Origin of the sequence: Pseudomonas sp. NPDC088429 (genome assembly GCF_044753305.1) — a bacterium.
GTDB classification, from domain to species: Bacteria; Pseudomonadota; Gammaproteobacteria; order Pseudomonadales; family Pseudomonadaceae; genus Aquipseudomonas; species Aquipseudomonas rustica.
The window spans coordinates 17,738-30,550 of sequence record NZ_JBIVMX010000020.1; the positions used below are offsets into that span (position 1 = coordinate 17,738).

General features: G+C 58.8%; 15 protein-coding genes. 12 read left to right on the forward strand and 3 right to left on the reverse strand.

Annotation, left to right across the window (positions count from 1 at the left end; all coding sequences use genetic code 11):
- Nucleotides 1-133 precede the first annotated feature (133 nt).
- Both ACIP66_RS12915 and ACIP66_RS12920 read right to left on the reverse strand, forming a co-directional pair.
- Nucleotides 134-925 carry a hypothetical protein gene (locus ACIP66_RS12915; protein ID WP_053118679.1) on the reverse strand — a complete coding sequence of 264 codons (792 nt, stop codon included), beginning with the start codon at nt 923-925 and terminating at the stop codon, nt 134-136.
- Between the two features lie 98 nt (nt 926-1,023).
- Nucleotides 1,024-1,977, reverse strand: coding sequence for an alpha/beta hydrolase (locus ACIP66_RS12920; RefSeq protein ID WP_212544437.1), 954 nt, complete (start codon nt 1,975-1,977; stop codon nt 1,024-1,026).
- A 130-nt stretch (nt 1,978-2,107) separates the two neighbouring features.
- On the opposite strand from ACIP66_RS12920, the gene aroC reads away from it, so the two are divergent.
- The 5 genes from aroC to mtnC all read left to right on the forward strand — a co-directional run bounded on the left by aroC (nt 2,108) and on the right by mtnC (nt 6,330).
- Entirely contained in the window at nt 2,108-3,199 is a 1,092-nt protein-coding gene (gene aroC, locus ACIP66_RS12925) for a chorismate synthase (RefSeq protein WP_008080929.1), read from the forward strand.
- 34 nt (nt 3,200-3,233) lie between these two features.
- On the forward strand, nt 3,234-4,379 hold the full coding sequence (locus ACIP66_RS12930) for an MFS transporter (RefSeq protein ID WP_400648562.1): 1,146 nt from the start codon (nt 3,234-3,236) through the stop codon (nt 4,377-4,379).
- Nucleotides 4,376-5,002: a methylthioribulose 1-phosphate dehydratase gene (locus ACIP66_RS12935; RefSeq protein ID WP_008080933.1), complete on the forward strand. Its 627-nt coding sequence runs from the start codon at nt 4,376-4,378 to the stop codon at nt 5,000-5,002. The genes ACIP66_RS12930 and ACIP66_RS12935 overlap by 4 nt, the downstream gene beginning before the upstream one ends.
- A gap of 94 nt (nt 5,003-5,096) precedes the next feature.
- Nucleotides 5,097-5,642, forward strand: coding sequence for an acireductone dioxygenase (locus ACIP66_RS12940; RefSeq protein ID WP_007914042.1), 546 nt, complete (start codon nt 5,097-5,099; stop codon nt 5,640-5,642).
- A 4-nt stretch (nt 5,643-5,646) separates the two neighbouring features.
- Nucleotides 5,647-6,330 carry an acireductone synthase gene (gene mtnC, locus ACIP66_RS12945; protein WP_400648564.1) on the forward strand — a complete coding sequence of 228 codons (684 nt, stop codon included), beginning with the start codon at nt 5,647-5,649 and terminating at the stop codon, nt 6,328-6,330.
- Nucleotides 6,331-6,558: 228 nt separating this feature from the next.
- Here the strand turns inward: mtnC and ACIP66_RS12950 are convergent, their stop codons facing one another.
- Nucleotides 6,559-6,837, reverse strand: coding sequence for a DUF3509 domain-containing protein (locus ACIP66_RS12950; RefSeq protein WP_053118700.1), 279 nt, complete (start codon nt 6,835-6,837; stop codon nt 6,559-6,561).
- Between the two features lie 390 nt (nt 6,838-7,227).
- Between ACIP66_RS12950 and ACIP66_RS12955 the strand changes: the two genes are divergently transcribed.
- The 7 genes from ACIP66_RS12955 (at nt 7,228) to ACIP66_RS12985 (ending at nt 12,691) form a co-directional block, all read left to right on the forward strand.
- Nucleotides 7,228-9,066, forward strand: coding sequence for a long-chain-acyl-CoA synthetase (locus ACIP66_RS12955; RefSeq protein ID WP_400648567.1), 1,839 nt, complete (start codon nt 7,228-7,230; stop codon nt 9,064-9,066).
- Nucleotides 9,067-9,162: 96 nt separating this feature from the next.
- Nucleotides 9,163-9,681 carry an ankyrin repeat domain-containing protein gene (locus ACIP66_RS12960; protein ID WP_400648569.1) on the forward strand — a complete coding sequence of 173 codons (519 nt, stop codon included), beginning with the start codon at nt 9,163-9,165 and terminating at the stop codon, nt 9,679-9,681.
- A gap of 121 nt (nt 9,682-9,802) precedes the next feature.
- On the forward strand, nt 9,803-10,333 hold the full coding sequence (locus tag ACIP66_RS12965; RefSeq protein ID WP_400648572.1) for a hypothetical protein: 531 nt from the start codon (nt 9,803-9,805) through the stop codon (nt 10,331-10,333).
- 71 nt (nt 10,334-10,404) lie between these two features.
- Nucleotides 10,405-10,596 carry a PLDc N-terminal domain-containing protein gene (locus ACIP66_RS12970; RefSeq protein WP_007914053.1) on the forward strand — a complete coding sequence of 64 codons (192 nt, stop codon included), beginning with the start codon at nt 10,405-10,407 and terminating at the stop codon, nt 10,594-10,596.
- A 220-nt stretch (nt 10,597-10,816) separates the two neighbouring features.
- Nucleotides 10,817-11,692, forward strand: a complete 876-nt coding sequence (gene speE, locus ACIP66_RS12975; protein ID WP_008080944.1) for a polyamine aminopropyltransferase — start codon at nt 10,817-10,819, stop codon at nt 11,690-11,692.
- Between the two features lie 207 nt (nt 11,693-11,899).
- Nucleotides 11,900-12,133, forward strand: coding sequence for a hypothetical protein (locus tag ACIP66_RS12980; RefSeq protein WP_053118693.1), 234 nt, complete (start codon nt 11,900-11,902; stop codon nt 12,131-12,133).
- Between the two features lie 210 nt (nt 12,134-12,343).
- Complete coding sequence (locus ACIP66_RS12985) at nt 12,344-12,691, forward strand: ribonuclease E inhibitor RraB (RefSeq protein ID WP_008080948.1); 348 nt, start codon at nt 12,344-12,346, stop codon at nt 12,689-12,691.
- The last annotated feature ends 122 nt before the right edge of the window (nt 12,692-12,813 follow it).

Below are 12,813 nucleotides of genomic sequence, written 5' to 3' on the forward strand. Positions count from 1 at the left end.
CAATCGACGCTCTGCGTCCGCTTTTGGAATGCGGAGCGTCCCGGGCTGCATTCCCACGCAAAGCGTGGGAACGATCCAAAAGGGTGTACACCGATCCCAGTGTAGGAGCTGCCGCAGGCTGCGATCTTTTGATCTACCGGTGCGTCGCAATCCAGATCAACAACCCCGCCTGGAACACCGCAAACGCCACCAGACAAGTAATGGTAAAGCGCAACCCGGCGTCTTCACGCTTGAACTTGCCGACTTTCTCTTCCTGCTTCTTCAGCTTCACTTCCTGCTCAGCCAGATTCTGCTCAGCCTGCTGGAGCATCTGCGCCGCTTCAAGAATCTCGACGATCTGCAGCTTTTCGCTGTTCCAGTCGCCGAGCAAATCGCCGACCTGCACTTCCTTGACGCTGCCCTTCAAATGCTGGGCATCGGCGTAGACCACATCAAAGCCGTGCACGCGCAGGAAATGATCGCGACGCAGGCGCGTGTCTTCGTTCAGCGCGTCTTTGTTGTTCAAATCCATGCCGTCGACGGTGTAGGTCGGCCAGCGCTTCTTCGCCCAATTGATGCCTTGCGCGGCCATATAGCGGCCGATGCCACGGTTCAACGGTTCGATCTGCAAACCGCTGTCCGGGCCGAAATGCACACGCTTGGTCGCGTGATCAACCCACACGTCCAGTTGGTTCTGCTCTTTGCGCACCCGCTGGCCCGGCAGTTTGATCGCCATGCGCATCAGGCTGGTTTCTTTGCTGTTGCGCTCGGCGTAACCGAATTCGACAAAGCGCAGTGGCCGCCCGCCGGTGTTGCGGTCGGTCTGCAGCGGGGCCAGGCGGAGCATCTTGTGGTGCTCGACGTGGACGTCCGCCCACGGCAGCTCGGCCGCTGGCGGTGCGTCTTTTTCAGCGGCGGTGTCGGGTGAAGTCTGGGTATCAGTCATAACGGCGAGATCCTGTCCAAGCCCTGCTTGTCGCCAGCCGTTGCGCTGGCGACAAAGGCTTATCGGCCGTTTTTTGCGGTACTGGAGGGCAAAAGCGTTTAACGGGTGCGAAGTCCGTCAATAAAACTGAGGATTGTCGCGCCTAACTCGGCCGCGAGTGGCAAGTTTGGATCCTTGTAGGAGGCCAATTGCCGCTTCATGTCGTTATGCACAATGCGCAACACGTGGTTCATGCCCTCGATCACCACCAGTTCGGCATCCGGTTTGGCAGCCTTGAGCCGCTTGGCGTCGTCAACGCTGACCTGAATATCGTTCGTGCCCTGAATGATCAGCGCCGGCATTTTCAATTGCGCGAAGTCTTGCGCTGGATCTTGACGGAAAAGCGAAATCAGATACGGCTGCACGCTCGGGCGGAAGATCACCTGCAACGGCTGCGGCACGTTGTCATCGGTGCGACCGGCCTTGAGGCTGTCGAGCAGTTCGTTACTGCGCAGCATCAACGCGGGCGGCAGGCTGCGTGCCAGTTGTTCACGAATCACTTGATCGACCGGTCGGGCACTCCCCGACAGAGAAATCACCGCCGCCGCATCGACTTTCGGCGCGGCGAGACTGGCGATCAACGCGCCTTCACTGTGACCGAGCAGAATCAGCGGGCCGAAGCGCGGATCAGCCTTGAGCTTCTGCCCCCACGCCACGGCATCGGCGGCATAAGATTCGATCGATAAATTGCGCTCATCGGGCGTCGCCGGCAGGCTCGCGGCCACTCCACGTTTGTCGTAACGCACGCTGGCGATGTTGTGTTTGGCCAGCACCCACGCCAGCCGTTTAAGGCTGTCGTTGCGCCCGCCGTCGGGGTTGTTTCCGTCGCGGTCTGTAGGGCCGGAGCCGGAAATGATCAGGACAACCGGCACAGGCTTGTCGGACTTTGGCAGCAACAGCGAGCCGAAAAGTTCGCCGCTGCCGGTATCCAGAGTGACCGGGCGTTGTAAGACCGTCGCTTGGGCAAAGCCCGTAAACAAGGTAAGACTCAAGAGCAAAACTCGCAGCATCATCACGCCATCATTGGTCAAGGTGCCGGTTGGACTCGCCAACACCGCTAAGGTTCGAGGATGAACTACTCGGTTAGCCTGCGTATACTGGCGCGCATCACGAATTTGGGTTTGATTTCACGGAGCGTCCTGCATGTCCGGCAATACCTACGGCAAGTTGTTCACTGTCACCACCGCTGGCGAAAGCCATGGTCCGGCGTTGGTCGCCATTGTCGACGGCTGCCCGCCGGGCCTGGAGATCTCCCTCGAAGACCTTCAGCGCGACCTTGATCGCCGCAAGCCCGGCACCAGCCGCCACACCACCCAGCGCCAGGAAGCCGACGAAGTCGAAATCCTTTCCGGCGTGTTCGAAGGGCGCACCACCGGTTGCTCGATCGGCCTGCTGATCCGCAACACCGACCAGAAGTCCAAGGACTACTCGGCGATCAAGGATCTGTTCCGCCCGGCCCACGCCGACTACACCTACCACCACAAATACGGTGAACGTGATTACCGTGGCGGTGGCCGCAGCTCGGCGCGCGAAACTGCGATGCGCGTGGCAGCGGGTGCAATCGCGAAGAAATACCTGGCCAGCCAAGGCATCGTCATCCGTGGCTACATGAGCCAGCTCGGCCCGATCGAAATCCCGTTCAAGACCTGGGATTCGGTGGAAGAGAACGCCTTCTTCAGCCCCGATCCGGACAAAGTCCCGGAGCTGGAGGCCTACATGGATCAGTTGCGCCGCGACCAGGACTCGGTCGGGGCGAAGATCACCGTCGTTGCCGAAGGCGTGATGCCGGGTCTCGGCGAGCCGATTTTCGACCGTCTCGACGCTGAACTGGCCCATGCGCTGATGAGCATCAACGCGGTCAAAGGCGTGGAAATTGGCGCCGGTTTCGCCTCGGTCGCCCAACGCGGCACTGAGCATCGCGATGAAATGACCCCGCAAGGTTTCCTCAGCAACAATGCCGGCGGCATTCTCGGCGGCATTTCCTCCGGTCAGCCGATCGTTGCCCATCTGGCGTTGAAACCGACGTCGAGCATCACCACCCCGGGCCGTTCGATCGATATCCACGGCAACCCGGTCGACGTCATCACCAAGGGCCGTCACGACCCGTGCGTCGGCATCCGCGCCACACCGATTGCCGAAGCGATGATGGCCATCGTGTTGATGGATCATCTGCTGCGTCACCGTGGCCAGAACGCCGATGTGCGCGTGAGCACGCCGGTGCTGGGTCAGCTTTGATGGCAGGCTCTAAAGCCGTCGCGGCATAACTGGCGTGGCGGCGCTCCCTTACTGGCGGTTGTCCAGTTTCTACCTGTTCTATTTCGCCTTGCTCGGTTCGACAGCGCCGTTTCTGGCGCTGTACTTCGATCACCTCGGCTTCAGTCCGGCGCGGATCGGTGAACTGGTTGCGATCCCTATGTTGATGCGCTGCGTGGCGCCAAACATCTGGGGCTGGCTCGGCGACTACACAGGCAAACGCCTGGCGATCGTGCGCTTCGGCGCCGTGTGTACGCTGCTGACCTTCTCGTTGATTTTCGTCAGCAAAACCTACGCCTGGCTGGCAATGGTCATGGCGCTGCACGCATTCTTCTGGCACGCGGTGCTGCCGCAGTTCGAAGTCATCACCCTCGCGCATTTGCAGGGGCAGACCTCGCGGTACAGCCAGATTCGCCTGTGGGGCTCGATCGGTTTCATCATCACTGTGGTGGTGCTCGGTCGTCTGTTCGAATGGCTCAGCCTCGACATCTACCCGGCGGCGCTGGTGTTGATCATGGCCGGCATCGTCCTCAGCAGTTTGTGGGTGCCGAACGCGCAACCGCCGCAAGGCAATCGGCCGAGCGGCGAGGGTTTCCTCAAGCAGCTGCGCAATCCCGGCGTGCTGGCGTTTTATGGCTGCGTGGCGCTGATGCAGATGAGCCACGGCCCGTATTACACCTTTCTGACCTTGCACCTCGAACGACTTGGTTACACGCGCGGCACCATCGGCATGCTCTGGGCCGTGGGCGTGGTCGCCGAAGTGCTGATGTTCATGGCGATGAGCCGGATTCTTGCGCGGTTTTCCCTGCGCCGCGTATTGCTGGCGAGTTTTCTGCTGGCGGCGCTGCGCTGGTTGCTGCTAGGTTCGTTCGCCGAGTTTCTCTGGGTGCTGTTGTTCGCGCAGGTTCTGCACGCGGCGACCTTCGGCAGTTTTCACGCCGCGGCCATCGCGTTCGTGCAACGTAGCTTCGGCGCGCGCCAGCAAGGGCAGGGCCAGGCGCTGTATGCGGCACTGGCCGGCACCGGCGGTGCGCTCGGCGCGTTGTATTCCGGTTACAGCTGGAATGCCCTCGGCGCGACATTGACCTTTAGTATTGCCAGTCTCGCGGCGCTCGCTGCTGCCGTTATCATTGCCACACGTATGCAAGAGGACAGGCCATGAGCCTTACGCGTGAACAGCTCGCCCAGCAAATCGTCGACGCAGGGCGTTTTCTTTATGGTCGCGGCTGGTCGCCGGCCACCAGCAGCAATTACTCGACGCGTCTGTCGCCGAGTGAAGCGCTGCTGACGGTGTCGGGCAAGCACAAGGGCCAGTTGGGTCTGGACGATGTGCTCGCCACCGACCTTTCCGGCAATAGCCTGGAGCCGGGCAAAAAACCGTCCGCCGAAACCCTGCTGCACACTCAGCTGTATAGCTGGCGTCCGGAGATCGGCGCGGTGCTGCACACCCATTCGGTCAACGCCACGGTGCTGTCGCGCCTGACCCCGGAAGACTTTATCGAGTTCGAAGATTACGAACTGCAAAAAGCCTTCAGCGGTGTTTCGACCCATGAATCGCGGGTGCGCGTGCCGATTTTCGACAACGATCAGGACATTGCGCGCCTCGCCGCCAAGGTGCAGCCTTGGCTCGACGCCCACCCTGATTGCGTCGGCTATCTGATTCGCGGCCACGGCCTCTACACCTGGGGCGCGCAGATGAACGACGCGCTGCGCCAGATCGAGGCCTTTGAATTTCTGTTTGAATGCGAGTTGAAAACCCGCAGCGTCATGAACCGCCAAGGCTGACTTCACCAGAAGTAGCCCATTTGCCTGATGAAATGCTGTGCCCGACCGGTCTGCAAGAACCGGACGGCAAGGCCGATACCGAGGAATTGCCCCAATGAGCAGCCTGTCCGTCTATCACGTCTCCAGCCCCGACATTCCCAACAAAGTGCTGACCCACTTTGAAGACATCGCCTCGACCCTGGCCGAGCAGGGCGTGCGCTTCGACCGCTGGCAAGCCGCCGCCAAGATCCAGCCCGGCGCTACCCAGGAAGAAGTGATCAGCGCTTATAAAGAGCAGATCGACAAGCTGATGACCGAACGCGGTTACATCACCGTCGACGTGATCAGCCTGAACAGCGATCACCCGCAGAAAGCCGAACTGCGTGCCAAGTTTCTCGAAGAGCATCGCCACGGTGAAGACGAAGTACGATTTTTCGTCGCCGGCCGTGGGCTGTTTACCCTGCACATCGACGATTACGTCTACGCCGTACTCTGCGAGAAGAATGATCTGATCTCGGTACCGGCCGGCACCAAGCACTGGTTTGATATGGGCGAGCATCCGCACTTTGTCGCGATCCGCCTGTTCAACAACCCTGAAGGCTGGGTTGCCAACTTCACCGGCGAAGACATCGCTGGCCGTTTCCCGCGTCTGGAGGACTGATTCGATGTCGATCAAAGCCATTGTCACTGACATCGAAGGCACCACCAGCGCGGTGAGTTTCGTCTTCGACGTGTTGTTTCCGTATGCGGCCAAACACCTGCCGGACTTCGTGCGGCAGAACGCCGAACGTGCCGATGTCGCTGAGCAACTCGACGCCGTGCGCCGTGACAGCAATGCGCCGCAGGCCGATGTTGAGCGGGTCGTTGAAATTCTGTTGAGCTGGATCGAGGAAGATCGCAAAGCCACGCCGCTCAAGGCCTTGCAAGGCATGGTCTGGGCGCAGGGTTATCACGCCGGGCACTTGAAAGGGCATGTTTACCCGGACGCGGTTGAAGCGCTGCAACGCTGGCATGCGGCGGGTTATCAACTGTTTGTGTATTCGTCGGGGTCGATTCAGGCGCAGAAGCTGATTTTCGGTTGTTCCGAGGCGGGGGATTTGACGCCGCTGTTCCGCGGGTATTTCGACACCACGTCGGGGCCCAAGCGTGAGGCGCAGTCTTACACCAACATTCAGCAAGCCATCGGCGTCGCGCCCGAGGAAATTTTATTCCTCTCGGACATCGTCGAAGAACTCGACGCCGCACAAGCCGCCGGCCTGCAAACCTGCGGCCTGGCCCGCGAAGGCGGCGAGCTGGGCAACCACATCACCGTCGACACCTTCACCGGAATAGAACCCGAAGCCTTCTAACCCACACAAAACCCCTGTAGGAGCTGCGGAACGCTGCGATCTTTTGATCTTGTTTTTAGAATCAGGATCAAAAGATCGCAGCGTTCCGCAGCTCCTACAAAGAGTTAGCGATCGTAGTTGAGATCGCGATCGCAATAGAGTGCGCGATCGCAGTAGAGATCGCGCACAAAAAAAACAGGCCGTGAAGCGAGAGCTCCACGGCCTGTTTTGTTTAAAGCGTTTTACAAATTACAGCGAGTGATACGTCGGCAGGGCAAAACGCTGTTGGCTTTGCAGCATGCCGATTTGTGGCAGCTCACTGGCTTGTTCAGCCAAGTCACGACGGATCGCGCTGATCGCCCACGACAGTTGGTCGCCAGCATGCAGTTGTTGATAAGTCAGTGCGCGTTTGAACACTTTGCCGTCGCTGCTGCGCAGGGTCAGCAGGATCCCGCCATCAGGACGTGGCGCAGTGGTGACGTCGAAGTTGGAGAACAGGGAGGTAAATTTCTCTTGGATCAGGCTCATGTCTTTCAGCTCCGTATGCACTTGAATGGCAAGCATGCAGAGGAGGTTGCAGAGTTTGTGCCAGCATTTGAATAAAAAAATATCCATATAAATCAATAGCTTGAAAATTATGATTTTTGAAGGCGTCGTGCAATCTGCATGAGTGGCCATCGTGCATCCTGCATTTTGCGGGATCGTGATCATTTCTACGGAACCAAACGCTGACCCGGAGATCAGCTCCGCGCCCGCCACGTCAGCGGATACAAAACATTGCAAAAACCGCGTGTACAGCCTGAGAAGCGCTGACGTATTTTCGATCTCGACCCGCGCTCGAATGCGCCGGTTGCTTCAAGGCACAGCCCGAAAAATAAAAACATCGACCTGCACGCCAAGGTCGAACGGGGAGCTTCCATGCGTCACGCGCCAAGCGACACGATTACCTGGAGCATGATGCTCCGCAAACTGCCGATGATTGCCAAAGCCATCCCGCGGGTGGTCAAAGGCATGAAGGTGGCCAATGTCACGGATCCGACCCAAAGCTGTGGCCTTGGCTGGACGTTCGAACAAGCAACCCTGCGCAACCCCGACGGCCTGGCGTTACTGCACGGCGACGTGGCGCTGACGTACTCACAAGTCAACCAGTGGGCGAACCGCATCGCTCACTATCTGAGCGGGCAGGGCATCGGCAAGGGCGACGTGGTCGCGGTGTTTATCGAGAACCGTCCGGAGTTGCTGGTGACGATTTTGGCGTTGGCCAAGGTCGGCGCCGTCAGCGCGCTGCTGAACACGTCGCAGACCCGCGACACGCTGATCCACAGCATTAATCTGGTAGCGCCGGTAGCGATTGTCGTTGGCGAAGAGCTGGTTGCGGCTTATTCAGCGGTGCGCGAGCAAGTGGCAATCACTGCGCCGCGCACCTGGTTTGTCGCCGATCAGGACACCTACAGCCATCCGGGCATTGCGCCCGACGGCTTCGTCAACTTGATCAGCGCCAGTGCCGACGCCTCCAGCGAAAATCCGCCGAGCAGCCAGCGGATCTTCTTCGACGACCCGTGTTTCTACATCTACACCTCCGGCACCACCGGGCTGCCCAAGGCCGGGGTGTTCAAGCACGGGCGCTGGATGCGCAGCTCCGCCAGCTTCGGCATGATCGCCCTCAACATGGGCCCCGACGACGTCGTCTATTGCACCTTGCCGCTGTACCACGCCACCGGCCTCTGCGTGTGCTGGGGCTCGGCGGTCAACGGCGCTTCAGGCTTCGCGATCCGGCGTAAATTCAGCGCCAGTCAGTTCTGGAACGACGTGCGCCGCTATCGCGCGACCACCATCGGATACGTCGGCGAATTGTGCCGTTATCTGGTCGATCAACCGGCCAGCGCCGACGACAACCGACACGAGGTGCGCAAGATGATCGGCAACGGTTTGCGCCCCGGCGCCTGGGCCGAGTTCAAAACGCGCTTTGCGGTGGATCACATCTGTGAGCTGTACGCGGCCAGCGACGGCAACATCGGCTTCACCAATATTCTCAACTTCGACAACACCATCGGTTTCTCGCTGATGGCTTGGGAGTTGGTGGCTTACAACCACGACAGCGGCGAGCCTCTGCGCAGCGACGACGGCTTTATGCGCAAGGTCGACAAAGGCGAACAGGGCCTGTTGCTGGCGCGGATCGACGAGAAAGCGCCGCTGGACGGTTACACCGATCCACAGAAAACCGCGAAAGTGGTGCTACAGGATGTGTTCGCCAAAGGTGACCGATTCTTCAATACCGGCGATCTGCTGCGCAACATCGGTTTCGGTCATGCGCAATTTGTTGATCGACTCGGTGACACCTATCGCTGGAAGGGCGAAAACGTCTCGACCACCGAGGTTGAAAACCTGCTGCTGCAACATCCCCACATCTCTGAAGCGGTGGCCTATGGCGTGGAAATCCGCAACACCAACGGCCGCGCCGGCATGGCGGCGATTACGCCGGCGGAATCCCTCGCGACCTTGGATTTCGCCGAGTTACTGACTTTTGCTCGGGAGCGCATGCCGGCGTACGCGGTGCCGTTGTTCCTGCGGGTGAAGGTGAAGATGGAAACCACGGGGACGTTCAAATACCAGAAAACCCGCCTGAAGAATGAAGGCTTCGACCCCGGCCAGACGGGCGATGACCCGATTTACGCATGGCTGCCCGGTACGCAGACATACGTTCGCGTGACCGATGAAATATTGGCGGGCATTTATCAGGGCAAGCATCGTTATTGAATCTGGCTATAGGCCGACTTGAGAAAAAGGGGGTGACAGTTTTCCTCGCGCTCGGGAAACTGTCGGCTTTCCGATTGACCGAAAGTGGAGTTGCCCATGTCCGAACAAAGCCGCCAGATGACCCCTGAAGAAGCCGCCGAATTTACCGAGCAGGTTTTCAACAAGGCGCGCGACGGTGATGCCGAGATGCTTGATCGTCTGGTCAGCGCCGGTTTGCCGGTCAACTTGAAGAACAGCAAGGGCGACACGCTGCTGATGCTCGCCAGCTACTACGGCCATATCGACGCGGTGAATGTGCTGCTTAAACACAAAGCCGACCCGGAAATGCGCAATGGCAACGGCCAGAGCCCGATTGCCGGTGCGGCATTCAAAGGTGATCTGGCGGTGGTCAAGGCGTTGGTCGAGGCGGGTGCCGAGATCGAAGGTTCGTCGTTTGACGGCCGCACGGCGTTGATGATGGCGGCGATGTTTAACCGTGTAGAGATCGTCGATTACTTGCTCGGCAAAGGCGCCGACGCGCAGGCCAAGGACGCCAACGGTGCAACGGCGCTGGACGCGGCGCGCACCATGGGTGCGGTCGATACCACGGCGCAGCTGGAAAAACTGTTGGGTTGATAAAGTCAAAAGATCGCAGCCTGCGGCAGCTCCTACACTGATCCCACCGTAGGCTGCGATCTTTTGCGTTGTGCGCTATCCTCCGCGCCCTCAAATTTCACCTTCCACAGGATCCGCCCTCATGAAAGCCGCACTCGTCGAACTCATCAGCAAAATCAGCTCCGGCTGCATGGCCGAGGACGAGATCCTGAAAGTGGCCGATGAAGCGGCGCAAGCCTACGCCGATGCCGATGCTTTTCTGACAGCCAACCCAGACATCAACTACGACGACACCTTCCCGATCCCGTTGGGCGAGTGGGTCGTCGTCGGCAGCCTGCCGGAAACCGTGTTGTTCCAGGCCGACACCTACGTTGACCTGTTCGCGCAGATCGTCGCCTCGTTCGGCCCGGGCGTGGATTTCAATCTCAAGCCCAAGCAACTAGCGAAAACCGAAGCCCTGACCGCGCTCAACCGCATTCAGGTGCAGATGAGCAGCATGAACAAGGAAAACGGCGGTTACACGCTGATGAACTTCAGTCAGTTGCTCGACGACGAGCTGCAAATGGTGCTGGTCTTCGGCAACGACGTGCCGCGCGTGCTGGAGTTGTGCGCCGAAGTCGGCATCACCGCTGCACCCGCGCTGGAAGCCTTGAAGATCGCCGTTCACGTCTGAGTGCAATAAAAGGGAACCCTGCGCGCGACCGTCTATCCTAAAAGTGCATGCCACTATTCTGGAGCGACACCATGGGTTCCACGTTCAACGGTCTGATTGGCCTGATCATCCTCGCCCTCGACATCTGGGCCATCATCAATGTGCTGAAAAGCGGCGCAACCACCGGGATGAAAATCGTCTGGGTGCTGCTGATCATCCTCCTGCCGGTACTGGGCCTGATCATCTGGGCAATCGCCGGGCCACGCGGTAACGTCCGGATCTGAATCAGCTAACACCGCAATACCCCTGTAGGAGCTGCCGAAGGCTGCGATCTTTTGATCTTGCTTTTAAAAATCAACATCAAAAGATCGCAGCCTGCGGCAGCTCCTACAGGGATTGTGGTTGTGAGGTTCGACCTGTCATCTTCGGCAACGTAGAATGCGCGCCTTTCCCGGGCAATCGTCCCCACGATTGACGCCCGCGCATTCATCGGAGCACTTGACCATGACCGTCACCAAAACCAGCGAGTACCTGGAAACCCTCTACGAAGGCTACGGCCAGCGTTTTCGCATGGAAAAACTGCTGCACGAAGTGCGCACCGAACACCAGCATCTGGTGATCTTCCAGAACCCGCGCATGGGCCGCGTGATGGCGCTGGACGGCGTGATCCAGACCACCGAAGCCGACGAATTCATCTACCACGAAATGCTCACCCACGTGCCGATCCTCGCCCACGGCAGCGCCAAGCGCGTGCTGATCATCGGCGGCGGTGACGGCGGCATGTTGCGCGAAGTGACCAAACACGCTGGCGTTGAACACATCACCATGGTCGAGATCGACGGCACCGTGGTCGACATGTGCAAAGAATTCCTGCCGAACCACTCCAGCGGCGCTTACGACGATCCACGTCTGAACCTGGTGATCGACGACGGCATGCGTTTCGTCGCCACCACCACGGAAAAATTCGACGTGATCATCTCCGACTCCACCGACCCGATCGGCCCGGGCGAAGTGCTGTTCTCGGAGAACTTCTACCAGGCGTGCCACCGCTGCCTGAACGAGGGCGGCATCCTCGTGACCCAGAACGGCACGCCGTTCATGCAGATCGACGAAGTGAAAACCACCGCCGGTCGCCTGAAGAGCCTGTTCCCGGACTGGCACTTCTATCAAGCGGCCGTACCGACCTACATCGGCGGTTCGATGACCTTCGCTTGGGGCTCGACCAACCCGGCCTACCGCAAGCTCAGCCGTGAAACCCTGCAACAGCGCTTCATCGGCAGCGGCATCGTCACCCGCTACTACAACCCGGAAATCCACATCGGCGCGTTTGCCTTGCCGCAGTACGTGCTGCAGGCGATCAACAAGCCAAGCAACGACTGATATTGAACCTGTAGGAGCTGCCGCAGGCTGCGATCTTTTGATCTTGTTTTTAAATCAGGATCAAAAGATCGCAGCCTGCGGCAGCTCCTACAGTGATACATGTCGTTTTTTTCATCTTCGTCCGCTGTAATCCTTTTGAACCAACTTTCTGCGTAAACAGTCGAGATAGTTGTAAGCCCATTTGCGGGTTTGATCGAGGAGGCACCGATGCAAAAGTGGAAAGTCACTTTCGTGGACGATCATGGTGAAATTGTCGATGAGGTGTTCGAACGTGCGGAATGCCCCAGTGACGATGAGGCCGCACAACTGATCAAGGCACGGCTCCTGCCCGTGGCCGCCGAGCTGGATCTCAATGATCTGGAAGGGCGCACCGCCGATGCTGGCGTGAAAAGTCTGAAAACCCAGAACAGCATCGAAATCCGCAGCATCACCCCTATCTGACATTCTTCTTGTCACCTTCACCACCAGGCCTTGGCAGCAGCTCTATCTTGGGGCTACTCTGCAAGCGAGATCAGCGAACGGATCGCTAAGGTCTGGTCTTGTCAGCTACATGCTTGTTTCCCGCGTTCAACGACGTTGTCGCAGTACTTTGGCCAAAGGCCCGGGGCGGGAATACGGAAAGTCTATCCATCTATGCGAGGGGGACGATTCATGAGCACAGCCTATCAAGAAGACATCAGCAGCAATGTTCTGCGCCGCATGAAAGAAGGCGGTTTCGATTTTTCCCGATTCCATCCCATCGAGTTCTACGCGATTTTCCCGGACGAGGAGCGGGCGCGCAGGGCAGCAGGCAAATTTCGCGGTGAATCCATCAATGCCCAGGTCAGTGTGCGTGATGACGGTGCGTGGGCGCTGGAATTAAGCAAAGTGATGTACGCGACGTATGACGATATCGGCGATTTCGAGCAGGGATTTTCGGCGGTGGTCGAGCCTTTGGGCGGAATAATCGAAGGGTGGGGCGTGAAACAGGAGGTGCGTAGCCGCCACCGGTTGAATTGAATATTTATAGATAGAAGATCAAAAGATCGCAGCCTTCGGCAGCTCCTACACAGATTCATGTAGGAACTGCCGAAGGCTGCGATCTTTTGCTTTTGCTTTCAAAACATTTCCAAAAGGCAAAA

What these genes read in the sequence shown, in the direction of transcription:
- ACIP66_RS12915 (WP_053118679.1), bottom strand. Translation starts at nt 925, where the DNA reads ATGACTGATACCCAGACTTCACCCGACACCGCCGCTGAAAAAGACGCA.
- ACIP66_RS12920 (WP_212544437.1), bottom strand. Translation starts at nt 1,977, where the DNA reads ATGATGCTGCGAGTTTTGCTCTTGAGTCTTACCTTGTTTACGGGCTTT.
- aroC (WP_008080929.1), top strand. Translation starts at nt 2,108, where the DNA reads ATGTCCGGCAATACCTACGGCAAGTTGTTCACTGTCACCACCGCTGGC.
- ACIP66_RS12935 (WP_008080933.1), top strand. Translation starts at nt 4,376, where the DNA reads ATGAGCCTTACGCGTGAACAGCTCGCCCAGCAAATCGTCGACGCAGGG.
- ACIP66_RS12940 (WP_007914042.1), top strand. Translation starts at nt 5,097, where the DNA reads ATGAGCAGCCTGTCCGTCTATCACGTCTCCAGCCCCGACATTCCCAAC.
- mtnC (WP_400648564.1), top strand. Translation starts at nt 5,647, where the DNA reads ATGTCGATCAAAGCCATTGTCACTGACATCGAAGGCACCACCAGCGCG.
- ACIP66_RS12950 (WP_053118700.1), bottom strand. Translation starts at nt 6,837, where the DNA reads ATGAGCCTGATCCAAGAGAAATTTACCTCCCTGTTCTCCAACTTCGAC.
- ACIP66_RS12955 (WP_400648567.1), top strand. Translation starts at nt 7,228, where the DNA reads ATGCGTCACGCGCCAAGCGACACGATTACCTGGAGCATGATGCTCCGC.
- ACIP66_RS12960 (WP_400648569.1), top strand. Translation starts at nt 9,163, where the DNA reads ATGTCCGAACAAAGCCGCCAGATGACCCCTGAAGAAGCCGCCGAATTT.
- ACIP66_RS12965 (WP_400648572.1), top strand. Translation starts at nt 9,803, where the DNA reads ATGAAAGCCGCACTCGTCGAACTCATCAGCAAAATCAGCTCCGGCTGC.
- ACIP66_RS12970 (WP_007914053.1), top strand. Translation starts at nt 10,405, where the DNA reads ATGGGTTCCACGTTCAACGGTCTGATTGGCCTGATCATCCTCGCCCTC.
- speE (WP_008080944.1), top strand. Translation starts at nt 10,817, where the DNA reads ATGACCGTCACCAAAACCAGCGAGTACCTGGAAACCCTCTACGAAGGC.
- ACIP66_RS12980 (WP_053118693.1), top strand. Translation starts at nt 11,900, where the DNA reads ATGCAAAAGTGGAAAGTCACTTTCGTGGACGATCATGGTGAAATTGTC.
- ACIP66_RS12985 (WP_008080948.1), top strand. Translation starts at nt 12,344, where the DNA reads ATGAGCACAGCCTATCAAGAAGACATCAGCAGCAATGTTCTGCGCCGC.